Raw genomic sequence first — 25,798 nt, 5'->3', positions numbered from 1 at the left:
ATGCCCCACAAGCCTAGCATTCGCAGCGTTCCGGCACAGACCGGGTCCATATTGAGATGATTTCCATCATGTCCTCCGCTGCATCTTTCCGCACAGAAAACGACCTGCTTGGCGCCCTCGAAGTACCGGCTCAAGCGTATTACGGCATCCAGACCCTGCGAGCGGTGAACAACTTCCGCCTCTCGGGCGTTCCGATTTCGCATTACCCGAAACTGGTTGTCGGTCTGGCGATGGTCAAACAGGCCGCCGCTGACGCCAACCGAGAGTTGGGTCATCTGAGCGAAGCCAAGCACGCTGCCATCAGCGAAGCCTGTGCCCGATTGATCCGCGGTGATTTCCACGAAGAGTTCGTGGTCGACATGATTCAAGGTGGCGCCGGTACTTCCACCAACATGAACGCCAACGAAGTGATCGCCAACATTGCGCTCGAAGCAATGGGTCACCAGAAAGGCGAGTACCAGTACCTGCACCCGAACGACGACGTGAACATGGCGCAGTCGACCAACGACGCCTACCCGACCGCGATCCGTCTGGGTCTGCTGCTGGGCCACGACTCGCTGCTGGCCAGCCTCGACAGCCTGATCAAGGCATTCGCAGCCAAGGGTGAAGAATTCAACCACGTCCTGAAAATGGGCCGCACCCAACTGCAAGACGCCGTGCCGATGACCCTCGGCCAGGAATTCCGTGCCTTCGCCACCACCATGGGCGAAGACCTGGCCCGTCTGAAGACGCTGGCCCCGGAACTGCTGACTGAAGTGAACCTGGGCGGTACCGCCATTGGTACCGGCATCAACGCCGACCCACGCTATCAGGCCCTGGCTGTCCAGCGTCTGGCGCTGATCAGCGGTCAACCGCTGGTGCCCGCCGCCGACCTGATCGAAGCCACCTCCGACATGGGCGCCTTCGTGCTGTTCTCCGGCATGCTCAAGCGCACCGCGGTCAAGCTGTCGAAGATCTGCAACGACCTGCGCCTGCTGTCCAGCGGCCCGCGCACCGGCATCAACGAAATCAACCTGCCGGCACGTCAGCCAGGCAGCTCGATCATGCCAGGCAAGGTCAACCCGGTTATTCCGGAAGCCGTGAACCAGGTGGCCTTTCAGGTCATCGGTAACGACTTGGCGCTGACCATGGCAGCCGAAGGCGGCCAACTGCAACTGAACGTGATGGAGCCGCTGATCGCCTTCAAGATCCTCGACTCGATCCGTCTGCTGCAGCGCGCCATGGACATGCTGCGCGAGCACTGCATCGTCGGCATCACCGCCAACGAAGCGCGCTGCCGCGAACTGGTCGAACACTCGATCGGTCTGGTCACCGCACTGAACCCGTACATCGGCTACAAAAACGCCACCCGCATTGCCCGTATCGCCCTTGAAAGCGGCCGCGGCGTGCTGGAACTGGTGCGCGAAGAAGGTCTGCTCGACGAAGCCATGCTCGCCGACATCCTGCGCCCGGAAAACATGATTGCTCCGCGTCTGGTTCCGCTCAAAGGCTGAACCGACGTGATGTGTGTAGCACCGCTCACCAGGTCGAGGGACTAGACACCTCTCACCTTTTGAGGGCCTGGGGATCAGTCCCCAGGCCCTTTTTTTTAACGCTCTGCCCCTGAGACCCGTATGTCTGGGGGTTGCTTCATGTGGGAGCGGGCTTGCTCGCGAAGGCGTCGTGTCAGTCGACCAAAATGAACCTGACACACCGCATTCGCGAGCAAACCCGCACCCACAGACAGCAATCCCTGCACAAGCCCGGCGCCGGTAACGTCGGGTGTTTCAAAGCTTCGTTTCGTCGCTTGCACCACAACCGTGCAGACGGGCGCCGCACTGATAGGTATAGTGCCGCCCCTCTTCGCGTGAGCGGTCGTCGGTAACGAGGCCATAACCCATGCGAAACCCGAACTAATAACAAACCCGCGAAATGGATCCGGGACGAAATCATCGCCTCTCCTGCTGTGCCGCGTGCACGCTGGTGTAACACGATGTTTCTACCATCCAGTATTTGCTTACACAAAAAACAGCGAGGATAAATCCATGCTCGAAGTCATCAACGACTTCCTCTCAGGGAAAGTACTGATCGTGCTCATTGTCGGGCTCGGTAGCTACTTCACGATTCGCTCGCGTTTCGTTCAATTTCGTCACTTCTTCCACATGTTCGCGGTGTTCCGCGACAGCCTGAAAAGCAGCGCCGGGCAACTCAGCTCGTTCCAGGCCCTGATGCTCAGCCTCGCCGGCCGCGTCGGTGCAGGCAACATCGCAGGTGTCGGCATCGCCGTGACCCTGGGTGGGCCAGGTGCAGTGTTCTGGATGTGGGTCACCGCTCTGGTCGGCATGTCCAGCAGCTTCTTTGAATGCTCGCTCGGTCAGCTCTACAAACGTACCGACTCCGACGGCACCTACCGTGGCGGCCCGTCCTACTACATCCAGCACGGTCTGCAGAAGCGCTGGCTGGGTATGGTCATGGCATTCCTGTTGCTGGTGACCTTCGGTTTCGCCTTCAACGGCCTGCAAGCCCACGCCGTGACCCACTCGCTGAACAACGCCTTCGGCTTCGACACCACCTACACAGGCATCGGCCTGGCGGTGTTGCTGGGCCTGGTGTTCATCGGCGGGATCAAACGCATCGCCAAGGTCGCTGACCTGCTGGTGCCGGTGAAAACCCTGATCTACATCGGCGTGACCATCTACGTGATCGTGCTGCAAATCGACCAAGTACCCGCCATGCTGATGACCATCGTCAAGAGCGCCTTCGGTCTCGACCAGGCCTTCGGCGGCCTGATCGGCACCGCGATCGTGATGGGCGTGAAGCGTGGTGTATTCGCCAACGAAGCCGGTCTGGGCAGTGCACCGAACGTGGCGGCTGTGGCGTCGGTCGAGCACCCGGTGGCACAAGGTGTGGTTCAAGCGTTCAGCGTGTTCCTCGATACCTTCGTGATCTGCACCTGCACCGCGCTGCTGATCCTGCTCTCCGGTTTCTACACCCCGGGCTTCGAAGGCGACGGCATTGCCCTGACCCAAAACTCGCTGGCCGCCGTGGTTGGTGACTGGGGCCGGATGTTCATCTCGGTGGCGCTGGCGCTGTTCGTGTTCACCTCGATTCTCTACAACTACTACCTGGGCGAAAGCAATCTGCGCTTCCTGATCGGTGAAAACCGCAAGGCGCTGATCGGCTACCGTGCGCTGGTACTGGTGTTGATCTTCTGGGGTGCCATCGAAAACCTCGGCACCGTGTTCGCCTTCGCCGACATCACCATGACCATGCTGGCGTTCGTTAACCTGATCGCGCTGTTCCTGCTGTTCAAGGTCGGCATGCGTATCCTGCGTGACTACGATGACCAGCGTTCGGCCGGCATCAAGACCCCGGTATTCGATTCGAGCAAGTTCCCGGATCTGGACCTGGACCGCAAAGCCTGGCCGGCCAACCCGCCTGCCGCTGCTGGCAAGACACAAGCCGAGCCGCAAGGCGTCCCTGCAGCGCAACGCTGATAGGTGAATGACGGGCGCATCCCCTGCGCCCGTCAGTTATTGTGATGCAATACCTGTGGGAGCGGGCTTGCTCGCGAATGCGGTGTGTCAGTCAAAATTCTTGTATCTGACACACCGCATTCGCGAGCAAGCCCGCTCCCACAAGGAACTCATCGTTTCGGAGAATCCTATGAACCCTTCGACTTATCCCGCCGCCCAGCACGTCATGGTGTTGTACACCGGAGGCACCATCGGCATGCAGGCCAGCGCCAATGGCCTGGCCCCGGCGTCCGGTTTCGAAGCGCGGATGCGCGACTACCTGCACAGCCAGCCTGATCTGGTGGTGCCGCAGTGGCGCTTTCGCGAGATGTCGCCGCTGATCGACAGCGCCAACATGACCCCGGCCTACTGGCAGCAACTGCGCGAAGCCGTGGTCGACGCCGTTGATGTGCAAGGCTGCGACAGCGTGCTGATCCTGCACGGCACCGACACTCTGGCTTACAGCGCGGCGGCGATGAGCTTCCAGTTGCTCGGCCTGCACGCTCGCGTGTGCTTCACCGGCTCGATGCTGCCGGCCGGCGTCACCGACAGCGATGCCTGGGAAAACCTCAGCGGCGCACTGGTTGCCCTCGGCCAAGGGCTGGCACCGGGCGTGCATCTGTACTTCCACGGCGAACGGCTGGCACCGACCCGTTGCGCAAAAGTGCGCAGCTTCGGTCGCCATCCGTTCAAGCGTCTGGAGCGTCAGGGCGGCGGCGTGAAAGCAGCCTCGATTCCAGCGGCGTTGAATTACAACCAGCCAAAACAATTGGCGAACGTTGCCGTGTTGCCACTGTTCCCCGGCATCGGCGCGCCAATCCTCGACGGCCTGCTCGACAGCGGCATTCAGGGCTTGGTGTTGGAGTGCTACGGCAGCGGTACCGGGCCGAGCGACAATCCGGCGTTCCTCGCCAGCCTCGCCCGCGCGCGGGACAACGGCGTGGTCGTGGTGGCGGTCACGCAGTGCCATGAAGGCGGCGTCGAACTGGATGTTTACGAAGCGGGCAGTCGTTTGCGCGGCGTTGGTGTGTTGTCCGGTGGCGGCATGACCCGTGAGGCCGCGTTCGGCAAGTTGAACGGATTGCTCGGTGCAGGCCTGGAAACCGCTGAAGTCCGCCGACTGGTCGAACTCGACCTGTGTGGTGAGCTGGCCTGAGCATGGCGTTGGATCGCCCCTCACCCTCTCCCAGAGGGTGAGGGCTGGATCGGGCTGACACCACAAGCATCGCGGCACACAACTTGCTCCCTTTTCCAGCATCCCCTGGCTGGAAGACACTGATGCTCCACTCCCACCTCACCACCCTCAACGCCGTCTCCCTGATACTCAACACCTTCAACGCCGAAGGCTTGTCGAGCCAGGCGCTGCTGGCCGGCAGCGGCATCAGTGCGGCGGATCTGAGCCGAGCCGATACGCGCATCACCACCAATCAGGAGATGCAGGTCTGCGCCAACGCGGTCGCGCTCAAGCACGACATCGGCCTGGAACTGGGCCGGCGCATGCACGTTTCCTGCTACGGCATGCTCGGTTACGCACTCCTGACCTGTGCCACCTTCGGTGACGCTTTGCGTTTGGCGATCCGTTATCCGGCGTTGTTGGGAACACTTTTCGAGCTGAACCTTGAGGACGACGGCGAGCGTGTCTGGTTCGTTGCGGCCGATTATCGCGAGAGTCCGGCGATGGCCGCGTTCAATGCCGAATTCTGTCTGGTGTCACTGAAAGTTATCTGCGACGACTTGCTCGGTCATCCGCTACCGCTACTCGCCACTCGCTTTGAACACGCGGCGCCGGATTACCGTGACAGCTACGCCGAGCATTTCGCCAGCCCGTTGCACTTCGCCGCCAAGGACAACGCCTTTGCGTTCGAAAAGCACTGGCTCGATCAACCGTTACCCCTGGCCGACAGCATTACTCATCAGGCCATGGCCGAACGCTGCCGCAAACAGAATCTTGAGTTCACTGGGCGTCAGGCATGGCTGGGAAGAATTCGCCAATTGCTCAGCGCCCAATTGAACGCCGCACCTGGGCTTGAGGGGCTGGCCCAGCAGATGAAGTGCTCACCGCGCACCTTGCGCCGGCACCTCAAAGACATGGGCAGCAGCTATCAGGAACTGCTCGACGAATTGCGTTTCGAACGAGCCAAACAAATGCTCTGTGAAGATCAACTGCCGATCTACCGCATCGCTGAACACCTGGGTTTCAGCGAGACCGCGAGTTTCCGCCATGCGTTCGTACGCTGGAGCGGCGTGGCGCCGAGTCAGTTCAGACCGCACTGAGATTCCAGTGTGCAGGCTTGCTCGCGAAGAGGCCGTGTCAGTCACCTGATGCATAAACTGACACCCCGCCTTCGCGAGCAAGCCCGCTCCCACAGGTTTTTCGCCATCCTTTAGCTCGGCGTTAAACGTTAGTTCTGGTAGCCGTTTAAGCAGACGCCCAGTTACTTCCTTGACCCACGCCTGCGAATCCCTCGCCTCGACCAGCATCATGCTCAGTGAACCGCGTGCTGGACAACCTCGTCCCTACCGGTGAACACAAATCCCTGTGGGAGCGGGCTTGCTCGCGAAGAGGCCGTGTCAGTCACCTGATGCATAAACTGACACGCCGCCTTCGCTAGCAAGCCCGATCCCACAGGTTTTTCGCCATCCTTTAGCTCGGCGTTAAACGTTAGTTCTGGTAGCCGTTTAAGCACACGCCCAGTTACTTCCTTGACCCACGCCTGCGAATCCCTCGCCTCGGCGAGCATCATGCTCAGTGAACCGGCGGTCAACCGCGTGCTGGACAACCTCGTCCCTACCGGTTGAACACAAATCCCTGTGGGAGCGTATTTTCTGATGCAGGCTTGAGGGGCCAATTGCGGTCATGATTTTTGGCCATATTAATCCCCTTTTGGCCTTTCCTGCCGTTCTCCGAATCGTTGTACGCCGCAACACTTGAGGCCACCGAATCAGCCCTGCGGAGAACAACAAATGCTGACGATCTACTCGGACGATCACCACCTGCACCATGGCCGCTGCGAACTGATCGATGGCCAGCTCAAGCCTTGCTTCGAGATGCCCTCGCGCGCCGACCATGTGCTGCAACGCGTGCAAAACCAACACCTGGGCCCGGTCCAAGCCCCCCAGGATTTCGGCCTCGAACCCATCGCCCGTATCCACAGCCGCGATTACCTCGATTTCTTCAAGGGTGCGTGGGCGCGCTGGACCGAGTTCAACACCGACGGTGATCTGCTGCCCTACACCTGGCCAGCCCGCACATTGCGCGCAATCAAACCGACCAGCCTGCACGGCCAACTCGGTTATTACAGCTTCGACGGCGGCGCACCGATCACCGCTGGCACCTGGCAGGCCGCCTACAGCGCAGCGCAAGTGGCACTGACCGCGCAAGCGGCGATTCAGGGTGGTGCGCACAGTGCCTTTGCCCTCTGCCGCCCACCGGGACACCACGCCGCCAGCGACTTGATGGGCGGTTATTGCTACCTCAACAACGCCGCCATCGCCGCGCAGGCGTTCCTCGATCAGGGCCACAAAAAAGTCGCGATCCTCGACGTCGACTATCACCACGGCAACGGCACCCAGTCGATTTTCTACGAGCGCAGCGACGTACTGTTCACCTCGATCCACGGCCACCCGGAAGCGGAGTTTCCGTTCTTCCTCGGCTACGACGATGAACGCGGCGAAGGCCCCGGTGAGGGTTTCAACTTCAACTATCCGCTGCCCGCCGGTTCAGGCTGGGACATGTGGAGCGCGGCCCTGGAACAAGCTTGCAATGAGATCGACCGCTACGGCGCCGACATCATCGTGGTGTCGCTCGGTGTCGACACGTTCAAGGATGATCCGATCTCGCAATTCAAACTCGATAGTCCCGACTACCTGGCGATGGGCAAGCGTATTGCCGCCCTCGGCAAACCAACGCTGTTTGTCATGGAAGGCGGTTACGCGGTGGAGGAAATCGGCATCAACGCGGTGAACGTGCTTGAAGGGTTTGAACGATGAATAGCGCCTGAAAACGGATTGGCACGGCAGGACCCGCTTTGGCGGGTCTTTTTTCATCTGCAAGATGTATGTACCGCACACCGCTGAAACGCGGCCTCTACCTTGCCCTGATTCGACGCCCTTTAGCGTGCCCCCCATCAGAGCAGGTGTTGCCCATGTCCGAAAATTCCTTATCCAGTGCCATTGATGTAGTCACGCAACTGGTGACCGGCCCCTCACTGCGAGAAGTCGCCACAAAGGCACTGCGCCCGGCACTCAAGACGCTGTACCCGGACCTCAATATCGACCCGCAACTGGCGATGGTCGTGAAACCGACCTGGATCATTCAGGACGACAGAGTCATTCCCGGCCGCCCTCTGATCGAATCGCTGACCGATGCGTTGGTACGCTTGGGCTTGTCCGGCACGGCGGTGACCTACCTCGATGGTGAACATTTTCTGACCTTGCAGCCCGATATCCAGACGGCTATCCAGTTGCCGGTGAAGATCGGCGCCATCGGTTTGCTGCTCAACGAACTGGCGCCTGTGCTGTTCATCGCCTTCAAGGAACAACACGTCGACTACTGGGACGAATTCACGTATCCGGGACAGCCGCGCTGGCAAAAAATGTCCGATGCCCTGCGCAATCTGTGGAACGTCGACGCCAGTCTTGGCTGGGATGCCGACCAGCGCGCCATCGCCCACGCTGTCTGCCAAAACCCGGACAAGCAACAACGTCTCAACGATCCCTACAAGACTCGCGCCTGCCTGATAGATCTCGACCGTGACGACGCAAAACACCCGGAACATTTGACCCTGCTTGATAGTGCCGTGCTGATCGGAACTGTCGAGCAGCGCACGGTGGTCCTTACCCACTCGGTGATCCACGGTTTTCAGCGCTTCGACTCGCTGGATGCATTCGGTGAAGCCCTGCCGCAGTTCTGGCAAAACGCTCCCAGCGCTGGTCTGAAGTGGCGACTGGTCGAGCCGCAGGGCCATTTTTTCGATCATCAGGCCTGCACATTGATCGCCCTGGAGGCCGAGGCCCTGGGCAAGATCAATTTTTTTCAAGGCTCGCCCCTCGACAACCTCTTCCCTCGCCAAGGCACAGCGGCGACTACTCGGCCAACACCGCGTCTCAAACCGCATATAGATCGTCTGCATCCGCGACTGCCCGCCTGGCTGAACAATGCCCTTCCCGCCGATCAAACCTGTTACAGCCGACATCTGCTGGATCTGACAACGGTGCAGCATTCCAACCAAGGAAAAACGTTCCAGAGCGAAGTGGCCAGCCTGCAAAAATTCACCCGCGAAGCCCTCAAGCAGCAGATGCTCAAGGAGCATCCGACAGCGAGCAAGATCGAGATCGATGACCTAGAAATCACCATCACCAGCCTGGTGGTATGGGGCACGTTCGTATTGCCGGGCAATATTCAGACTCAGACGCTTTCGCTCAGTGAACTGGCCCTGCAAAACCTGGCGGGCCAGCCACTGGGCAATAAAACCGTGCGCTACAAAGGCGACCACGCGTTACCAGACTGGCTGACCGTGACCTACCTTGAAAAACTGGTGAGTACTGTCGACATCGGCAAGACCTACCCACAGCACCTGCAAAAATTGTTGATTGACGACACCGGACAAGCGTCCGCACTGCAAGCGCTCTACACCAGCCAGTTACCTATAGAACTGCCGCTCCTGGCGCTGCAACACAAGATCCAGGGCAAAGCAGGCATGGATGAAAAAGGGTATCGATATGTCGCCGCTGCACTGGGCAACACCGCAGAGCAGCGTCACATCGATGGCGAGGAGATTGTCATTCGGCCATTGTCGTTCGTCGCCCACCGCAGCAGTTCACGCGCGGACGTCGTCAACAACATGTTTGTCATCGGTCCGAGGGAAGTGGAAAAAGGCCCCTGCGTACTCTATCGACCGCTGTTCGAAATGGCGCTGATCCAGTATCCAGGCCACGCCAACCTGCTTTACGCCATCGAGCATTCGCGACAGCTTCGCGAGTCGGTACTCGCCTGGTTGCCGGACGATGTGCGCTTCAATTACAGCCAGTTCGTATTCACCGCCAGGCTGCCCTCGGTGTGGACGATCCCGCAACTGCTGGTGAACCCGACCACCGCGCTCGACATGTCAGGGCCTGTTGCATTGGGGACCGCTGCGATTGAGAGCGATGTGCGGGGAACACTGTATGAGAGCAACGTCCAGGCCGTCATCACACAAGCCGAACGGCAATCGGTATCGGATGCGGAGGCACGCTGGGCGACACTTAAACGCGGCGGTTGGATGGTGTTCAACGCGGCGCTGCCATTTCTCGGTCGCAGTGCCGGCACGGCAGCGTGGATCTGGCAGATCATGGACGATTTGCAGGAAATCAGCGATGTCGAGAATGAGCAGACCGACAAGACTGCCTGGACAGCAATCGCCGACATTCTCCTCGCTTTGGGCATGGTGCTGGCCCATCGTGCAGCGGTCGGGAACAAGCCGGTGCATGAATCAATTGCGACGACGCCGGAAGAAGCCCGCCCCGTAACGCCCGCCCCCGAAACCATCAAACCGCTGCGTTTGCCGGACGTGGCCGGCACCGAACTGCCTATCGCTCATGACATGTCGCTCAATACGGTGACCGCACTGAAGCGCTCACCTGTCGCACTTGCAGCGCTGCTCGACAGTTTCAAGATCGACAAACCCAAAGGACTCGGCGCCGCAGCCAACGAAGGCGTGCATCGCCACCTCTACGCAAAACAGCAGAAATGGTACGCATCGGTCGGCAATCGCTGGTTCGAAGTGCTGATCAACGAAAACCAGGACGTACAGATCATCGACTCGCGCCGGCAACCACCCCACGCGGGGCCGTTGCTGGCCCGCACCGCCGGCGGACAATGGATCATCGACCTGAGATTGCGCCTGCGTGGCGGTGGACTGCGCAGTGCGCGCGAACAAGAAAGAGGCAAAAACCTCAGAAAAGTACAGGCTCTGATTGCTGAAATCGAAGCTTTCGACAACACGATGGCAGACAAGCAGAGTCAACTCGACGCGGCCCATAGCGCAATGCACGATACATCGTCGACAGTGGACGAAGTCGTTGGCAAAAAGTACCTGGACACCCTCGACTCGCTGGGCGAGGCGTACGCGGCAAACGTCGAGAAAATCAAGTCACTGAACCGCAAACAGACAGTTCCCAACTATCGGACAGTCATGATCGAACGGCTGCAGATGCTGTTGTTTCTGGGGCAGGAATGGCTCAGCCAGCACAACACCGATTTTCAGGCCAATGTGAACGCGACCATCTCGATGATTGCTGACCACACCCATGTCGAACCGCAAAAGTTTATCCAGTCCTGTGAAAACATCACCGATCAAACCCAAGGCATCATCGAAAAGATCGAGGCCGCCCATGCCCGGTTCGCAGAACTTGAGCTGCTCGGCAAAGAAGCCGTAGAGACCGTTTCAACTTATCGAAAGGCACTCCCGAACTACGACCTCAATGACCTCAAACTGTTGCAGATCAGTCTTGGGCAAGAGATCTGCGTCAAGCCCGGCGAGACCGCGACTCGGGCAGACGCGCAACAGGCACTGGAAACGCTCATCGAGGATGCCGCGCTGAATATTCAGAGCTCGATGAATCTGACCGCCGATGAGAGCCTGAGCAACTTGCGCGATCGAATCGAAGCCCTGAGCAATGTTTCCGAGCAGTTTGCCGCGGTGGACCAACGTTTTTCCGACCTTGTCGCTGAGTTTCCCGATCAACTCCTGACCACTCGACTGGGGCATGTACGTACTCGGGTAATCGAGTTCAAAGCACACACAGACGTGCGCCTGGCTGACTTGCTGCGCAATAAACATCTACTGGAGCCGTTACCAGGCCCAGCGAAACCGGCGTCGAGTCGCAAGATCATCAGCACCAAATTCAAGGGCACGCTCGTTGGGGAACGGAAAAAAAGCACGGATGGCCTAGACACCGAACTGGTCGAGGTGCGCGGAGAACTGACCGGCGTTATCGCCACGTTTCACGAAAAATCGCCCGGTGTCTGGGTCGAACACGGCATCACGAAAACACAACCTGCCAAGGCCAGACCGAACCTCAAAAAAGCGGTCGAGCACGCTCAGGCATTAGTCGATGGCCTGGCAGCGTTCCACCGGCGTACCGAGGCGCGCATCAAACGGGGTCAACGTATCCCGGTCGAGATTGAGGAGATCTACCACGAGGAAGCCGAGCGTTTGCGCAAAGCCGGCGAAGCGCTTGATGAGGCAATGACGGCCGCCAATCTGACCGTCGACCCGAAACATCCGACGGCCGCTCTCGGTCATGCGCTGAACAATGCGGCGACCGCACTCTACGAAAAAGGCACCAGTGCCCGCATCAGGATCATCAAACAACAACCTCCGACGGCGGCCCGAGTGGAGTGGCTCAAAAACAAGCATGAGGTGCAGATAACGCAAACGGTCACCCGGCGCAGCCTCAAGGGGCAAGACAAGGATTTTCTCGACGAATATGAAGTCAGCGACGCCAAAACCGGAAAAGTGCTCTGGTATGCGCACTTTCACTATAAAAATGTCAGCGACGCGTCTGGCTCGTTCACCGTCGGGCACATGAAAACCCTTCAGCAACGGCGCCTGGGCGGCAAGTTTGACCTGCGCGACAAGAGTAACCAGGAACTGATCGAAATCTATCGCAGCCAGATCGGCAGTACCCTGGCGCAAACCCTGTTTTTCAAACCTGCCACGCCTGTCGCAGACGCATAAGTGCTGCTCTGATCCCAGGCTCCGGCACGGCGGCAAAGCCCAGCACCAGTCCGGCGCGCTGATCGGCTGAAGTCAGGGAATCGGGCAGCCAGTAATGGCTCAAACCGTTGATTTCCACATCCACGCGGGCGGCTTGTTCAACCAATTGCTGCTCGCGCTCGATGCTGTCCACGGCCACCGTCAGGTGCAACCCGGCAGACACCGCAGGCAGCTTGCCCACACCGGCAATTGCCGTCGGCCAGCCGTCCAGCAATGCATTGCGACGGCTGAGTGCTGCCCGACGCATACGCCGGATATGGCGCTGGAAATGCCCGGCGGCCATGAACTCGGCCATCACCATTTGCGTACTCACCTCGGAATGCCGGACGTCCACTGCCCGGCGTTGCGAAAACGCGTCCACCAGCCCCGGTGGCAGCACCAGATAGCCTAGTCGCAACGCCGGGAACGCGACTTTGCCGAAGGTGCCGACATACAGCACTCGCCCCTGTCGATCGAGCGCCGCCAACGGTGCCAATGGCGCGCCGGTGTAGCGGTACTCACCGTCGTAGTCATCCTCGATGATCCAGCCTTGGGTGCGTTCGGCCCAGGCCAGCAGCTCAAGCCGTCGCGCCAGGCTCATCACCACACCCGTCGGGTATTGATGCGACGGCGTCACATAAGCCACGCGACAGTCACTGGCTGCCGACAGCGCCGAGCAATCCATGCCCTCTTCATCCACGGCAATACCGTGTAAACGGCCACCCGCCACCGCGAACGCATGGCCGGCCGCTCGGTAACCCGGATTTTCGATACCGACGCCATCGCCCGGAGCCACCAGCAACTGTGCACAAAGACTGATGCCTTGCTGTGCGCCACTGGTGATCACAATTTGTTCAGCCGAACACTGCATGCCACGCGAACTGCGCAAATAAGCGGCAATCAGACCGCGCAAACGCGCATCGCCAGCCGGGTCGCCGTAGCACAGTTGCTGAAGATCGGGTTTGCGCCAGAAAGCCGCGTTGAGCTTGGCCCACACGTCAAAGGGGAACAGATCGAAGGCTGGAACGCCCACTCGAAATGCGCGGGGCGGACCACTGGGAGGTTTGGGTAAATGATTGTTTCTGACCCGGCACAGCGGATCGCTGTGGATAACTTTACTGGACGGATCAACAGGTAAATCCAGCCAATTTGTGGATAAGTCTGTGGGTAAGCCTGTTGAAAACCCTGTGGATACTTTTGTGGATAGTTTTTCCGCCGATAACGCGGCTTGGGGTAATTGCGCGACGTAGGTGCCATCACCGACTCGCCCCTCGATAAAGCCTTCGGCGTATAGCTGATCGTAGGCGCGCACCACACTGTTACGGGAAATGCCCAGCGCCGCCGCCAGATCACGGCTGGCCGGGAGGCGTGTGCCGCCGCACAGGCGCCCGTCCAGCACACGCAAACGCAGCGCCTGATAGAGCTGGCGGGTCAAGCCCAAGCGACGGTCGAGCTCGATACCCGCCGGATTGAAGGGCATGGACAACGTGGGCGATTCAGGCATGGCAATGGACCTATGAAATGGGTCATCAATGGCTCTTACAACAGACCAATAGCCTGCCTAGGATGCAGGCATTCGCCAAGGAAAATTTCTCCATGTACACGCCCCGCGCCTTTGCCATCGACGAGTTGTCGCAACTCCACGAACTGATCCTCGCCACCCGCCTCGCCATTCTGGTGACCCACGGCGAAAACGGTCTGCAAGCCAGCCATGTGCCGGTGTTGCTGCATTGCGAGCAAGGCGAGAACGGCACGCTCTATGGGCATCTGGCCAAGGCCAATCCACAGTGGAAAGACTTGCGCGACGGGGCTGAAGCGATGCTGATCTTTGCCGGCCCGGACGCCTACGTCAGCCCGGGCTTTTACCCGAGCAAGGCCGAGCACGGCAAAGTCGTGCCGACCTGGAACTACATCGCGGTGCACGCCTACGGCCACGCCGAAACCTTCAGCGACGGCGGACGGCTGCTCGACATCGTCAGCACCCTCACCGACCGCCATGAGGCCGGCCGCGCGCAACCGTGGAAGGTTGACGACGCCCCCGCCGATTACATCGACGGCATGCTCAAGGCCATCGTCGGTTTCGCCATTCCCATCGACCGACTGGAAGGCAAGCGCAAGCTCAGCCAGAACCGTAGCGCCGAAGACATTGCCGGCGTGCGCGAAGGTCTGGCCGCCAGCCCCGACAGCAATGATCAAACCCTCGCCCACTTGATGCGTTAAGGAATTCATCATGAGTCAGATCGAGATCCGCCCAGTCACCGCCAGTGACCACGCCGCCTGGCTGCCGCTGTGGCAGACCTACCTGCGTTTCTACAACACCGAGCTGCCCGAGGCCGTAACCCATAGCACTTGGCAGCGCCTGCTCGACCCCAGCGAGCCAACCCACGCCGCCCTCGCCTGGGCCGATGGCAAAGCCGTGGGCATGGTGCATTACATCTACCATCGCTCGAACTGGAGCATCGAAAACGCCTGCTACCTGCAAGACTTGCTGGTGGCGCCTGAAACCCGCGGCACCGGCGTCGGTCGCCTGCTGATCGAACACGTCTACGCCACGGCCAAGGCTGACGGTTGCGCCAAAGTGCATTGGCTGACCCACGAAACCAACGCCACCGCGATCCAGCTCTACGAGCGCATCGCCGAACGCCCAGGCTTCATCCAGTTTCGCAAAGCCCTTTAAGGAGAGACGCTCATGACCGCTTCACTGGCTGACTGGAAAGGCGCCCCCGCCCCCACGACCACACTGATCGAAGGCCGCTTCATTCGCCTGGAAAAACTCGACCCGGCCCGTCACGCCGACGAGCTGTTCAAAGCCCTTGAAGGCCCCGGCGCCGACCCGAAACTGTGGAATTATCTGCCTTACGGCCCATTCCCTGAGCGCAGCGTCTTCAATGACTGGCTGAACAAACACGCCGCCAGCAGCGATCCGTATTTCTTCAGCGTCATCGACCGCGCCACAGGTCAGGTGCAAGGCATCCTCAGCCTGATGTCGATTGTCCCGGCCCAGGGCCGCATCGAAATCGGCCACGTCACCTTCGGCGCACCGATGCAGCGCTCGCCGAAAAGCACCGAGGCGGTTTACTTGTTGGCCAAATATTCCTTTGAGCTGGGCTACCGTCGCCTCGAATGGAAGTGCAACAACGGCAACGCCCGCTCCAAATACGCCGCCGAGCGCTTGGGTTTCAGCTTCGAAGGCGTGTTTCGCCAGCACATGGTGGTCAAGGGCGAGAACCGCGACACTGCGTGGTATTCGATTCTCGATGGTGAGTGGCCGGCGATTGCGGCCGGGTTTGAGCGGTGGTTGTCCGATGAAAACCAGACGCCTGACGGGCAGGTGAAAGGGCTGGTCGAGTGCCGCTCCTGAGCGTCTGAAAGCAAAAGATCGCAGCCTGGCAGGCAGCGATCTTTTGATGTTTAACGGACATCTCGCCGAATTCGCACCACGCCCATCTTCATCCCAAACGGGCGATTGTATGTTTTCAATAAGCACAGTGCGTTCGACAACGGTCAGGCTTATTTCAGACCCCACTTTTTCAATCGCTGGTCAATCACGCCTCAATAACGTATTTCCCAACCAATGCGCTGGCGGCACATGCGCATGCGCCGCCAGCACGTTGATCACTCCGTGGGCACTAACTTATCCAGCACACGATTAACCGCCAGCTCGGCCAGCATCACCACCTGCGCGATGCCTTGCAGGGTTTTGCGGTTCGAGCCTTCAACCATTGCCGCGTGGTTGTGGAGCATGACGGTGGCGGAACCGAGCGTTTCACTGGCGTCGGCCAGCAGGGATTCGGTGTCAGCCTCGGGGTGTGCCATGTAGAGCGTGTTGGGGGTGTAGGGCGTGGCCATGATGGCGGCGGCCGGCGGGCAGAGATAGTGGTCGAGGGCGCGCTCGGCGGCTTCGTGGAATTTCTTTGAATTGGGCGATTCGTAGGGGGATGCCGGATCGGGGATCGGCGGGTTTGGCGTTACTTTGAACATCGGAGTGTACCTCTATGAGGCCGCACCATCCCGCTGCTAAACGATAGGGTGGCGGCTGTGCGCAAGTTAGCAGACCGGTCACTCCGAAACCCGGCGCACCCGAAGGTGCCATGCGCACAGCCACCATCGAGCGCAGGCAAATGCCTGACCGGATGAGACTTGTACGACCGGAATGAAACGAAGCCAGGCTGCTAAACCCGATCACTGGGAATCAGTGACCCGATCCAAGTTACGCAGCCAGCCCTGAGCGCACAAGCCGGCGGATTCTGGCGTAGCCGTAGGCAACGACGCAAGGATTTGTAGGTCGCGAGGCGTAAAGCCAATAGGTCTTAAACGAGAACAACGCCAGACGTTTACTACACAAAAATAATTGGCGATTTGTCTGACGTATTTGAGCCGCATACATGCCAAGAATCCGAGCCTCGCAATAGCGTCAGTGAAGAGGCAACCGAACCACACGAACAATCAAGGTCCTTTCCTTCAACCCCATAGGACCCCTCCTACATTTTTTCTTCGGCACGTTTGTTAGCTTTCGGCACTTGTATCTGCCTTCACGCATTCAGATACAAATTCCCTCAGCGACCGTCGAAGGAACAAAGGATGCCTAGCCCCAGCCCTCTCGCACGTTTCAATCTGACCATTGATAGTCTGGAGCACGACCTTCAAGTCCTGGAGTTCACCGGTCAGGAAGCGATCAGCACACCCTATGCCTTCGACGTGGTGCTGGTCAGCGAGAGGCCGAATCTCGATCTTGAAAGCCTGCTGCACAAACAAGCGTTTCTGGCATTCAGCGACGGTCGCAATGGCATCCATGGGCAAATCCATCGCGTTGCGCAAGGCGACGCTGGCAAACGTCTGACGCGTTACAGCCTCACGCTTGTTCCTCGGGTGGCTTATTTGGGCCACCGCATCAACCAACGTATTTTTCAACAACTGACCGTCCCGCAAATCATTGCGCAGGTGCTGGAAGAACACGGCATCCACCGCGACCTTCATCTGTTTCAGTTGGGTGCCATTTATCCGGATCGCGAGTACTGCGTGCAGTACGACGAATCAGATCTGCACTTCGTCCAAAGGCTCTGCCAAGAAGAAGGCATTCATTACCACTTTCGGCACAGTCGCGAAAAACACCTGATGGTATTTGGGGACGACCAAACCGTATTCCCCAGACTTGACCGGCCAACACCCTACAAACAAAACAGCGGCATGGTTGCCGAGGGATCAGTGATCAAACGATTCGACCTGCGAGTCGAAGCGCGCACCAGTCGCACCACTCGCCGTGACTACGACTTCGAAAAATCCCGAATTCTTCTGGAGTCCAACTACGAACCTGGCACCGATCTCACGCAGCCTGACCTGGAAGATTACGACTATCCCGGCCGCTTCACCCTGCGTGAGCGCGGCAAGTTTTTAACCAAACGGGCGCTGGAGCGCCATCGTGCCGACTATCGACAGGCTGAAGGCAAAAGCGATCAGCAGACCTTGGTATCCGGGCATTTTATGGAGATGTCCGAGCATTCACGCACGCAGTGGAATGCGCTTTGGTTGCTGACAGAAGTGCGCCACGAATGTAAGCAGCCGCAAGTGCTGGAAGAGAGCATCACCAGCGCAGGCTCCGCGCAAGAACATGACTTTGTTCAAGGTTATCGAAATCAATTTGTCGCAACGCCTTGGGACGTTTTCTACCGACCGCCACACCATTACCAAAAGCCGCGAATACTGGGTAGCCAGACCGCCATGGTCACCGGTCCCAAAGGCGAGGAAATCCACTGCGACCCCTTCGGCAGGGTCAAGGCTCAGTTTTTTTGGGACAGAGAAGGTCGTAGCGACGACAAAAGCAGTTGCTGGTTGCGGGTGTCTTCGAATTGGGCCGGCAACGCCCATGGCAGCGTCACTATTCCGAGAGTGGGCATGGAGGTGTTGGTCAGTTTTCTTGAAGGCGATCCTGATCAACCGGTGATCAGTGGCTGTCTGGCCAACAGCGCCAACCCGGTGCCCTACGAACTGCCCGCGCACAAAACCCGAAGTGTGTTTCGCTCACGCAGTTCACCCGATAGCGGCGGATTCAACGAATTGCACCTGGAAGATCGCGCCGGGCAGGAGTTGATCTACCTGCGTGCCCAGCGCGACATGGAGCACAAGGTCGAAAACGACAGTCGACTTGAAGTCGGCAACGAACGCCGGGAAACCATCAAGGGCAACAGCATTACCGTGCTGGAAGCCGAAGAACACCGAACCATCACCGCCGACCGCAAAGTGCAACTCAAAGCCAATGACTATCTGCATGTCGCGAGCAACAGCCAGACCCGAGTCGACCAAACGCTGGTGGTGGAGGCTGGCCAGCAAGTGCACATCAAGGCTGGGGCGCACCTGACGCTGGATGCTGGCGCGAGCATCAGCCTCAAGGCCGGTGGGCAGCACATTGTGATTGGCCACGCGGGCATTTTCAGCAGCAGCGAAATCCAGATCGGGGGTGCCCCGGTGGCGGGTTCCGCTGCCGCATTGTCAATGCCGGGGGCCAATGACGCCTTGGCGATGCCATTAGAACGGCCGCCCATGATTGCGCCCAGCCAGAACGAATTGATGGCGGTCAGCAGTGCTATGGGATCGGACTTCTGCCCCATCTGCGAGGCCTGTCGTGCGGGTATTTGCCTGCCCCAGGGAGCCGCCGCATGACTGACTCGCTACCCCGCCAATGGATGAGAGAACAGCAACGTTCAGGTTTTGCCTTGTGCGTCGTTCTGGACTCACAGAACGAGCGCGACCTGCGCCAATCCCTTTTAAAAACCAGCCAATTCGACCAATGCCTGAGTGTTTACGGTGAAACGTTGGTGGCTGATCTGGCGGATGCCGGGCCATTCATCTTCACTTTCGATCAGCCTGACGACAGCCGCATCAGTGAACTGCTGAAGAATCCGCAACGCAACTGGGGCTGGTTTGCCAGCCTTCAAAAAGGCGATTTGAGCACGCTGGTCAAACATTGGCACGAACGCCTGATCATCGGTGCCCGCCCACATCAGGCGCTGTACCGCTTTCACGATAATCGGGTATTGAGCCGCGCCCTCGCGCACCTGCCTGAGGACGCCTGGCCGGCCTACCTCGGGCCAGCGATCAGCGTGTGTTACTGGCAAGGCACACACTGGCAAGGCACGAACAATCCCGCCCCCGGCAGTTACCCAGTGCCAGATCAGCCGCTGTGGCATCAAGTGCCAGCGCCCAACCAACAGACGGATGAAATTCGCCGCAGCAATGCTCATCGCTATCTGCTGGCGGAGCATGTCCAGGCTTACGCCAAACTTGCCGAACACCATGATCCTGATACGTGGCTGCGCAACAGACTGGCGCAGGCGCAAACGTGGGGTTGGCTGGCGCCGGAGCAACTGGAGTTTTTACTGACTCAGAGCCTGCAGGCGCAGGGCTATACGTTGGCGCCGCACTGGCAGGTTCGGCCGGGTGAAACAGCGAGTGAGCATTTCGAACGGGTGTCGCAAACAACAGCATTTTGGCAGCAAGACACCCCGATATGAGAGTGAGTTGCAAATGATGGATGCCGAGTTATTTATGGAGCGAATGGCGAGATGAAAATACTGATAATAATAATGACGTTGCCATTATTAACAGGCTGTAGCTGGGGCCTGCTCTTTATAAAAGAAGGCGCTGTGCAGCTGTCAAGCCATCACGGATTGCGGCGAGCCACTTTAATAGTTGAGGTGCCGGAGAATTACTCTGCGTCTTACAAGGCCTATTACAAACCCCGTACAGCAGAAGAATGCCAGATTTATAGTGTTGGTACGGGTACTTATCACACCCGCGGAGGAATTCAAAAGTCTGAAATCATTGAAGCGAGTCCCCAAGCGCGAACCGCTAAATTCAAGGTACCGCTAACCTATCATTTAGGTACCTGCACAATGAATCTATCGAGTTTGAATACGTCCATTTCATCTATTATCAACAAAGAGCAAGACAGCTCGAGCCTGAATATTGTAAGTGCACGTTCAAAACTTAGCAGACAGCCCGCACCCGAAAAACTTATTCGAAACTTATGTGGACCATCCTTATGGCTCATACCAGAACATGCGGAACTGAAAAAACTCTCGGTCTCTTTGCGATGCACGACTGCTGACCAGCATTGGCAAATTCCCGACGATGAACCATATGGAAACGATTCCGATATCTCGATTTCACTGGACGAACTAAAGGTTACTCCCATCCGATATGTGTACCGGAGAACATCGACTGTGCGTCCACAAATTTCGGAAAACTGGATGAAATTTGATAACGGATGGAAACCTTGCAAAGCAGATTGGAAATGGCTTGGTGAGGAGCGTTGTGCGTATCGCAATCCGCAATTTACTAAATTTCTGATGAATGATGGACGCGTCTGCACCATTTACCCCGGTTGCACCGAATAAGGACATTACTAATGACAACGTCATATCGGATGACTCACTTGCTGTTGAAACGCTCAGCCTTAGGTTACGCCATCTTATTAACCGCTGGCTGCGCGAGCAGTCAGCCCAACACTTTCACCTTTACCGCCGATATGCCGCCCGATTTCACGTATCAGGCCATTGCTGTGTATGTGCCCGCCAAAGGCGAAACCTGCACCGTGCCGGGCGGGCGAGATACTGAAGTGGAATACAACATGAAATGGCGGGGAATCTACCAGCCCAGCAATGAAATAGCCCTGCGCAGAACGGTCAGCGGTTGCCCGCTGGTCATCAGCCGCATCGAGCTGAAAATCTACGCAACTTACGGTAAAGCCCGGGGTGATTACGGTGTGGATATCGCCAGCGTGTTTATTCGGAATGAAGTGGAAGATCAATACAAAAGCGTTTTTAACAAAACGGGCGAAAGTACCTTCTCAGGTGAATGCCAACAGTTATTTCGCACGTCGGGTAAGCCCCGAATCCTCAGAAAACTCCTCGACTGCAAAACGATCGGTGCCCAGGGGGAGCTGCGACGAGGCAAACCTTCCGCAGCTTATACCCCGGACCAACTGCCGGGTAAGACCGTGAAGATGCACATCAAATTGGCCAGCGAGGAAGAGCCGGCCTTCAAGGATACGTGGGTCAAGGTGCCGAACGGCTGGAAGCGTTGTATGGGCAAAAATTTTGAAGATCAAGACGCTTATTGCTTTGGCAATTACAAAGATTTCAGCGGCTTTCAAATGCCTGACGGTAAGCAATGCACCATCTACCCCGGCTGCACCGAATAAGGAGGTTCCAATATGACGTCAATGGAAAAAGAACTGGAATCGCCGCTCAGCAGCCGTGTATTGGCATGTCCGGCACAGGGTCGGTGGAGCAGCTTTCAACTGGTCGACGAGTTTGGTTCTGGTGAACCTTATGCAGGATTGGCCTACGTTGTCATTGATTCCGAGGGAAAGAATTACGAAGGCAGTCTGGATGCCACAGGCGCTGGCAAGGTCGCTGACCACTTCGCAGGCCCGATTGCGCTCACTCTTGATAAGAAATACCAAGGGGAAGATATGGTGTATGTGCGTGCGATCAATAGACGTCACTACCCCCTCGAAATCACTGAACTCCAGGTACGCGCCGAACAAACCCATTACCTGAACCACAACTCGACCCGCATCAAAGACAACCCCGCACAAGCCTGCGCCGACGAATTCTTTCAGGTGGAAGTGCGCCATCTGGTCAAGCATGTTTCGCATTTACCACCGCAGGTTTACAGCCACTACCCGCCCGGGTCGGGGCCGGCGAAAATCATGGGCAAGCATGGTGAACGCGGTGTTGCCCTCATGCCGCTCAAACACACGGTGCTGGAAGTACGCCCGATGCGCGCCTTGCGCCCCATGCTGTCAATCGACGCTGGGTTCTGCGCGCTAAATCTCTATCAACTGGCGCTCATGGCCACCCTGAGCTATTGCCCGTTTGGTCAGAAGCCGGATAAACACCCCGTCGAGACGAAGACTGTGCGCTTCCCCTTGCAACCCACTGTTGGTAACTGGTTCGGGGATGCACTGGCCAAATTCGAAGAGCTTGGGAAAGTCGATGCGACGCAGACATCAGCGTATTACCCGCTTTTTGAAGATGTGCCTTACTCCAGGCGACTGGAGATCGTGCCGTTCGACTCAGACCTCTATGACGCAAACAAACCTGAACGGAAAGACGAGCAGGAATACCCGGCCAAGATTCATTTCTACGACGACAGGAAATCCGGCTCGGAAGCCACTGATACCCAAGCCTTTATCACCCACCACGACGAGCTGATCCTGATTTCGATACGCGGCACCGATGACACCTTTATCGCGGATGGCCTGCGCGACGCCGATGCGCTCCAAGTGCCGTTCGAAGACACCGACAGCAAGGTACACCGTGGTTTCTACGAAGCTGCGCGGAAAGCCTACGACTTCGTCCTGGAATACCTCGACAGGTTTTATACCGGTCAAAAACTGCTGATCTGTGGGCACAGCCTCGGAGGCGCAGTCGCATTGCTGCTGTCGGAGATGCTGCGTCGTAGACCAGAAGGCTACAACATCCAGCTCTACACCTACGGCGCCCCCCGCGCCGGTGACGCCCTTTTCACCAAAGGTGCAGAGCCGCTGGAACATCACCGCATGGTCGCCCATAACGACCCGGTGCCCAGTGTGCCCGGCACCTGGATGAACACCAAAACGAGTGTTTACGGAACAGGTGCGGCACTGACCTTCGTCAACGTGCCCGTTGGCCTCTCGGTGTTTGTCGCCGGTATTACCAACTGGACCGGCGAACCCTACGAGCACCACGGCAAGCTGTACCACGCGATGCCGGTGCAGTTTGATCGCAAGGAAAAGTCCATGATCCTGTGGGAGCCCGGTTGCGACACCGTTGCCCAGCATGCCGCCTGCTCGGTGGCCATTCAGCAAAAAAACGGCCTCCCGGATCGACCTTCGTTACTGACGCAACTCTTCAATGCCGGCAGCCACTCGATGGTCGGCAGCTACATTCCGGCGTGCTGGGCAACGCTGAAACGTTGGCAGGAAGCGCAATCAGCAAACCGATCCCTCGTCACTGACGGGGAGTTTGAGTGGATAGAAAAAGCGTTGACGAGTGTCACTCGGCAATTGCGGGCAAAGCGCGAACAGACGCGCCCCGACGCTTACGTTCGCACTCATGAAAAAACCACCGAGGCGCTCAATCACGAGATCGACAAAATACACACCACAGTCGCTCGACTGAAAATCTTGAAGAGCCAGCGCATCACCGAAAACAAGGTCTATGGATCGCTTTCCACCCAGCCGGAACCGTTATCTGAAAGCCTGTCGCGCTGGCTTGCCCATTCGGAAAACAAAGTCGTCGAGCAGTTGGCCATGGCGCCCACCAGCAAAAGTGATGACGGGCTACTGGCGTCGATCTACGGCCATACAGTGGGTGCGCCGCATACGCTGGATATCGATTCATTCATCTAAAAACAGTCCGGCACCCTCGCCATTTGCGTGTCTTGCGGGTAGCCCGCGCCCGAAGGCTGCCCGGTTAACCCGCGAGGTTTTCCATGAAAGATTCAAGTTCAATGTCCGAAGCTCAAGCGCTGCCCGATTATCACCAATGCCTCCCCGCCGAACTCCACAGTCATGCGGATGATTTCATTCGCTATTTGCACGAACTGCCCAAGAGGTCGCCGGTCGAGTGCCCACAGTGCGGTCATCCACGCTTCAGACTGGAAACCAGCCAGAAAACACGCCTGCCTTTTTACCGCTGTGTGGCCTGCAACAAAGGCTTTAACTGTCTCTCGAAAACACCGTTTTCGAAAGTCGGGCTAATGCACCTCTGGTCAACCTTTGGTCAATACCTGTTAGCGGGTTGGTCGATGCGAGGTATTGCCGAAGCCATGAATATTGCCCCCAGCACCACTTCGCGGTGGAACAAACACTGCCGCACCGTCATGGCTAAAGACTTTCCAACGTTGTATCAGTGGTGGGCGGCACGCCAGGATCGAATCGATCTGGAGCCACCCGCACCTATTGCGGCTCAGGCCCAAGCGTTTCTGAGTGGGCTGGAGCATTTGCTCACGACTCCTCAAGCAGTCTGTCCAAAGTGCGGTTCACCTGACATGAAGCGTTTCGATGAGCGCCGCCCTGATTTTCGTTGCCCAGGCTGTTACAGCACTGTGAGTTTGCTGCAGGGCACGCTACTGGCCCGATTGGGTTATCCAGAGCATTGGCTGGGTTTTGTTCAAGGCTTGATCAACGGCGAGAGCGTGACTGATTTACAGCGGCGTACAGGCCTTTGCCAGCAGACGTGCAAGCGTTGGCAAGTACGTTTCATGCGGATGTTTGAAGAACAGGGCCACACCGATCTGGCGCAGTGGATTACATGGCTGCGCAGCCGTCGGGTTAAAGAAGTGAGTGATTTTGTGCGAGACGGCGGGGAGCTGGAAGCGGTTACAGGTTCTCGTTATTCCGCCAATTCAGGACGGCGATTTGCCGTTCCCCCGAAGAACCCGTGGAAGCGCAAACCCGATAAGTAGGCCGTAGGAGCATTTAACGCCGCGCACTTTTATCGGCGCACCGGGTTGGTCAGGGGGGCGATGGCAGGAGTCATGGGACAGACCTCATCAAGCAGATGAGGCCAATCCTGGAGTCGCTATGCGTCCGTCATGTGGGATGGCCCCTACACCCTGGAGCTGCCGCCGGCTGCGATCTTTTGATCTTCTCTCAAGCCAGTTTCTGCGCCAGCACCGCAATGTGCTCCGGGCCGATCCCGCAGCAACCGCCCAAGTGACTGGCGCCGCGCTGCTGCCAATCAATCGCCCATTGCAGATAGCCGGGTGGATCGAGGTCTTCGCGCAACGGATCGAGTCCGTCATTGGCCGTCGCTTCCTTAGGCTGCGGCGGGAAGGCGTTGGCATAGGCGCCGATGTTTATCTTCACGCCCAGACGTTCGAAGGTGGCGCGTGCCGCGTCAATCGCCGCGCCGATCACTTCCGGCTGACTGCAATTGAACAACAGCGTCTTGACGCCCAACTCAGCCGCCGCTGCAGCCGCTTCGGCCACCGGCTCGCCGGAACGCAAACGCGGCACTTCGTCGGTGTCTTCGTCCTTCAAGGTAAACGACAGCCAGAACGGCTTGCCGTCCTGCGGCAGCCCGGCGTGAATGGCGCGCGCCTCGACGATCGAGCTTTGGGTTTCCGCCAGCCAAAGATCAACGTGCGGTGCCAGCCCCTTGACCAGCGGGCCCAGCAACTCGGTCACCCGGGACGCCTCGAACAGATCCGGACGATAGGAGCCAAACAACGGCGGCAACGAGCCGGCCACCCGCACCGCTTTGCCCGAAGCCTGCACCGCACGCCGCGCCAGTTCACCGGCCAACGCCGCCAGCGCCTGCCCTTCAGCGGCGAAACGTTCTTCGCCGATGTGGAACGGCACCACCGCGTAACTGTTGCTGGTGATCACATTGGCCCCGCTGGCGATGTAAGCGGCGTGTACCGCTTCCACCGCCTGCGGCGCTTCGCTCAACGCCAGCGCTGACCACTCGGGTTGCCGGAATGGCGCACCGGCGCGTTGCAACTCACGGCCCATGCCGCCATCGAGAATAATCGTGCTTGCTGCGCCCATATGCCTTTCACTCATAAGCTTATGAA

General features: G+C 58.4%; 18 protein-coding genes. 15 read left to right on the top strand and 3 right to left on the bottom strand.

Going from position 1 to position 25,798, the window contains the following annotated elements; all coding sequences use genetic code 11:
* The first annotated feature begins 68 nt into the window (after positions 1-68).
* The 6 genes from aspA (at position 69) to K5E40_RS17390 (ending at position 12,214) form a co-directional block, all read left to right on the top strand.
* Positions 69-1,493, top strand: a complete 1,425-nt coding sequence (gene aspA / locus K5E40_RS17415; protein ID WP_221731897.1) for an aspartate ammonia-lyase — start codon at positions 69-71, stop codon at positions 1,491-1,493.
* Positions 1,494-2,024: 531 nt separating this feature from the next.
* Positions 2,025-3,476, top strand: coding sequence for a sodium:alanine symporter family protein (locus K5E40_RS17410; protein ID WP_221731896.1), 1,452 nt, complete (start codon positions 2,025-2,027; stop codon positions 3,474-3,476).
* Positions 3,477-3,645: 169 nt separating this feature from the next.
* Positions 3,646-4,650: an asparaginase gene (locus K5E40_RS17405; protein WP_221731895.1), complete on the top strand. Its 1,005-nt coding sequence runs from the start codon at positions 3,646-3,648 to the stop codon at positions 4,648-4,650.
* Between the two features lie 122 nt (positions 4,651-4,772).
* Positions 4,773-5,768, top strand: a complete 996-nt coding sequence (locus K5E40_RS17400; protein ID WP_221731894.1) for an AraC family transcriptional regulator — start codon at positions 4,773-4,775, stop codon at positions 5,766-5,768.
* 690 nt (positions 5,769-6,458) lie between these two features.
* The gene (locus K5E40_RS17395) at positions 6,459-7,484 is read left to right on the top strand and encodes a histone deacetylase family protein (RefSeq protein ID WP_221731893.1); all 1,026 of its coding nucleotides are present in this window, start codon (positions 6,459-6,461) and stop codon (positions 7,482-7,484) included.
* Positions 7,485-7,639: 155 nt separating this feature from the next.
* Positions 7,640-12,214, top strand: coding sequence for a dermonecrotic toxin domain-containing protein (locus K5E40_RS17390; protein ID WP_221731892.1), 4,575 nt, complete (start codon positions 7,640-7,642; stop codon positions 12,212-12,214).
* Here K5E40_RS17390 and K5E40_RS17385 read toward each other — a convergent pair.
* The gene (locus K5E40_RS17385; protein WP_221731891.1) at positions 12,183-13,736 is read right to left on the bottom strand and encodes a PLP-dependent aminotransferase family protein; all 1,554 of its coding nucleotides are present in this window, start codon (positions 13,734-13,736) and stop codon (positions 12,183-12,185) included. The two genes, K5E40_RS17390 and K5E40_RS17385, sit on opposite strands and share 32 nt — an antisense overlap.
* 92 nt (positions 13,737-13,828) lie before the next feature.
* Here K5E40_RS17385 and K5E40_RS17380 point away from each other — a divergent pair, with 92 nt between their 5' ends.
* The 3 genes from K5E40_RS17380 to K5E40_RS17370 are packed head-to-tail and all read left to right on the top strand — an operon-like array spanning position 13,829 to position 15,593.
* The gene (locus K5E40_RS17380; RefSeq protein WP_221731890.1) at positions 13,829-14,452 is read left to right on the top strand and encodes an FMN-binding negative transcriptional regulator; all 624 of its coding nucleotides are present in this window, start codon (positions 13,829-13,831) and stop codon (positions 14,450-14,452) included.
* A gap of 10 nt (positions 14,453-14,462) precedes the next feature.
* A complete protein-coding gene (locus K5E40_RS17375; protein ID WP_221731889.1) occupies positions 14,463-14,909 on the top strand; it encodes a GNAT family N-acetyltransferase in 447 nt (148 codons plus the stop codon).
* 12 nt (positions 14,910-14,921) lie between these two features.
* Positions 14,922-15,593 (top strand): GNAT family N-acetyltransferase, encoded by a 672-nt coding sequence (locus tag K5E40_RS17370; protein ID WP_221731888.1) that lies wholly within the window; start codon positions 14,922-14,924, stop codon positions 15,591-15,593.
* 254 nt (positions 15,594-15,847) lie between these two features.
* On the opposite strand, the gene K5E40_RS17365 is transcribed toward K5E40_RS17370, so the two are convergent.
* Complete coding sequence (locus tag K5E40_RS17365) at positions 15,848-16,213, bottom strand: DUF6124 family protein (RefSeq protein ID WP_221731887.1); 366 nt, start codon at positions 16,211-16,213, stop codon at positions 15,848-15,850.
* A gap of 600 nt (positions 16,214-16,813) precedes the next feature.
* On the opposite strand from K5E40_RS17365, the gene K5E40_RS17360 reads away from it, so the two are divergent.
* The 6 genes from K5E40_RS17360 to K5E40_RS17335 all read left to right on the top strand — a co-directional run bounded on the left by K5E40_RS17360 (position 16,814) and on the right by K5E40_RS17335 (position 24,685).
* A complete protein-coding gene (locus K5E40_RS17360; RefSeq protein WP_221731886.1) occupies positions 16,814-18,889 on the top strand; it encodes a type VI secretion system tip protein VgrG in 2,076 nt (691 codons plus the stop codon).
* Positions 18,886-19,740 carry a DUF4123 domain-containing protein gene (locus K5E40_RS17355; protein ID WP_221731885.1) on the top strand — a complete coding sequence of 285 codons (855 nt, stop codon included), beginning with the start codon at positions 18,886-18,888 and terminating at the stop codon, positions 19,738-19,740. Before K5E40_RS17360 ends, K5E40_RS17355 begins: the two co-directional genes overlap by 4 nt.
* 51 nt (positions 19,741-19,791) lie before the next feature.
* A complete protein-coding gene (locus tag K5E40_RS17350; RefSeq protein ID WP_221731884.1) occupies positions 19,792-20,625 on the top strand; it encodes a hypothetical protein in 834 nt (277 codons plus the stop codon).
* Between the two features lie 11 nt (positions 20,626-20,636).
* Positions 20,637-21,431 (top strand): hypothetical protein, encoded by a 795-nt coding sequence (locus K5E40_RS17345; protein WP_409339141.1) that lies wholly within the window; start codon positions 20,637-20,639, stop codon positions 21,429-21,431.
* A gap of 12 nt (positions 21,432-21,443) precedes the next feature.
* Complete coding sequence (locus tag K5E40_RS17340) at positions 21,444-23,627, top strand: lipase family protein (RefSeq protein ID WP_221731883.1); 2,184 nt, start codon at positions 21,444-21,446, stop codon at positions 23,625-23,627.
* A 101-nt stretch (positions 23,628-23,728) separates the two neighbouring features.
* Positions 23,729-24,685: a hypothetical protein gene (locus K5E40_RS17335; protein WP_221731882.1), complete on the top strand. Its 957-nt coding sequence runs from the start codon at positions 23,729-23,731 to the stop codon at positions 24,683-24,685.
* A 187-nt stretch (positions 24,686-24,872) separates the two neighbouring features.
* On the opposite strand, the gene K5E40_RS17330 is transcribed toward K5E40_RS17335, so the two are convergent.
* On the bottom strand, positions 24,873-25,772 hold the full coding sequence (locus K5E40_RS17330; protein WP_221731881.1) for a homocysteine S-methyltransferase family protein: 900 nt from the start codon (positions 25,770-25,772) through the stop codon (positions 24,873-24,875).
* Positions 25,773-25,798: the final 26 nt, after the last annotated feature.

The sequence above is a fragment of the Pseudomonas baetica genome, assembly GCF_019733355.1.
GTDB classification, from domain to species: domain Bacteria; phylum Pseudomonadota; class Gammaproteobacteria; order Pseudomonadales; family Pseudomonadaceae; genus Aquipseudomonas; species Aquipseudomonas baetica_A.
This window is presented reverse-complemented; position numbering and strand designations above follow the sequence as displayed.

Bases quoted from the DNA above. Each gene is read 5' to 3' on its own strand.
- aspA (WP_221731897.1), top strand. From the start codon at position 69: ATGTCCTCCGCTGCATCTTTCCGCACAGAAAACGACCTGCTTGGCGCC.
- K5E40_RS17410 (WP_221731896.1), top strand. From the start codon at position 2,025: ATGCTCGAAGTCATCAACGACTTCCTCTCAGGGAAAGTACTGATCGTG.
- K5E40_RS17405 (WP_221731895.1), top strand. From the start codon at position 3,646: ATGAACCCTTCGACTTATCCCGCCGCCCAGCACGTCATGGTGTTGTAC.
- K5E40_RS17400 (WP_221731894.1), top strand. From the start codon at position 4,773: ATGCTCCACTCCCACCTCACCACCCTCAACGCCGTCTCCCTGATACTC.
- K5E40_RS17395 (WP_221731893.1), top strand. From the start codon at position 6,459: ATGCTGACGATCTACTCGGACGATCACCACCTGCACCATGGCCGCTGC.
- K5E40_RS17390 (WP_221731892.1), top strand. From the start codon at position 7,640: ATGTCCGAAAATTCCTTATCCAGTGCCATTGATGTAGTCACGCAACTG.
- K5E40_RS17385 (WP_221731891.1), bottom strand. From the start codon at position 13,736: ATGCCTGAATCGCCCACGTTGTCCATGCCCTTCAATCCGGCGGGTATC.
- K5E40_RS17380 (WP_221731890.1), top strand. From the start codon at position 13,829: ATGTACACGCCCCGCGCCTTTGCCATCGACGAGTTGTCGCAACTCCAC.
- K5E40_RS17375 (WP_221731889.1), top strand. From the start codon at position 14,463: ATGAGTCAGATCGAGATCCGCCCAGTCACCGCCAGTGACCACGCCGCC.
- K5E40_RS17370 (WP_221731888.1), top strand. From the start codon at position 14,922: ATGACCGCTTCACTGGCTGACTGGAAAGGCGCCCCCGCCCCCACGACC.
- K5E40_RS17365 (WP_221731887.1), bottom strand. From the start codon at position 16,213: ATGTTCAAAGTAACGCCAAACCCGCCGATCCCCGATCCGGCATCCCCC.
- K5E40_RS17360 (WP_221731886.1), top strand. From the start codon at position 16,814: ATGCCTAGCCCCAGCCCTCTCGCACGTTTCAATCTGACCATTGATAGT.
- K5E40_RS17355 (WP_221731885.1), top strand. From the start codon at position 18,886: ATGACTGACTCGCTACCCCGCCAATGGATGAGAGAACAGCAACGTTCA.
- K5E40_RS17350 (WP_221731884.1), top strand. From the start codon at position 19,792: ATGAAAATACTGATAATAATAATGACGTTGCCATTATTAACAGGCTGT.
- K5E40_RS17345 (WP_409339141.1), top strand. From the start codon at position 20,637: ATGACAACGTCATATCGGATGACTCACTTGCTGTTGAAACGCTCAGCC.
- K5E40_RS17340 (WP_221731883.1), top strand. From the start codon at position 21,444: ATGACGTCAATGGAAAAAGAACTGGAATCGCCGCTCAGCAGCCGTGTA.
- K5E40_RS17335 (WP_221731882.1), top strand. From the start codon at position 23,729: ATGTCCGAAGCTCAAGCGCTGCCCGATTATCACCAATGCCTCCCCGCC.
- K5E40_RS17330 (WP_221731881.1), bottom strand. From the start codon at position 25,772: ATGGGCGCAGCAAGCACGATTATTCTCGATGGCGGCATGGGCCGTGAG.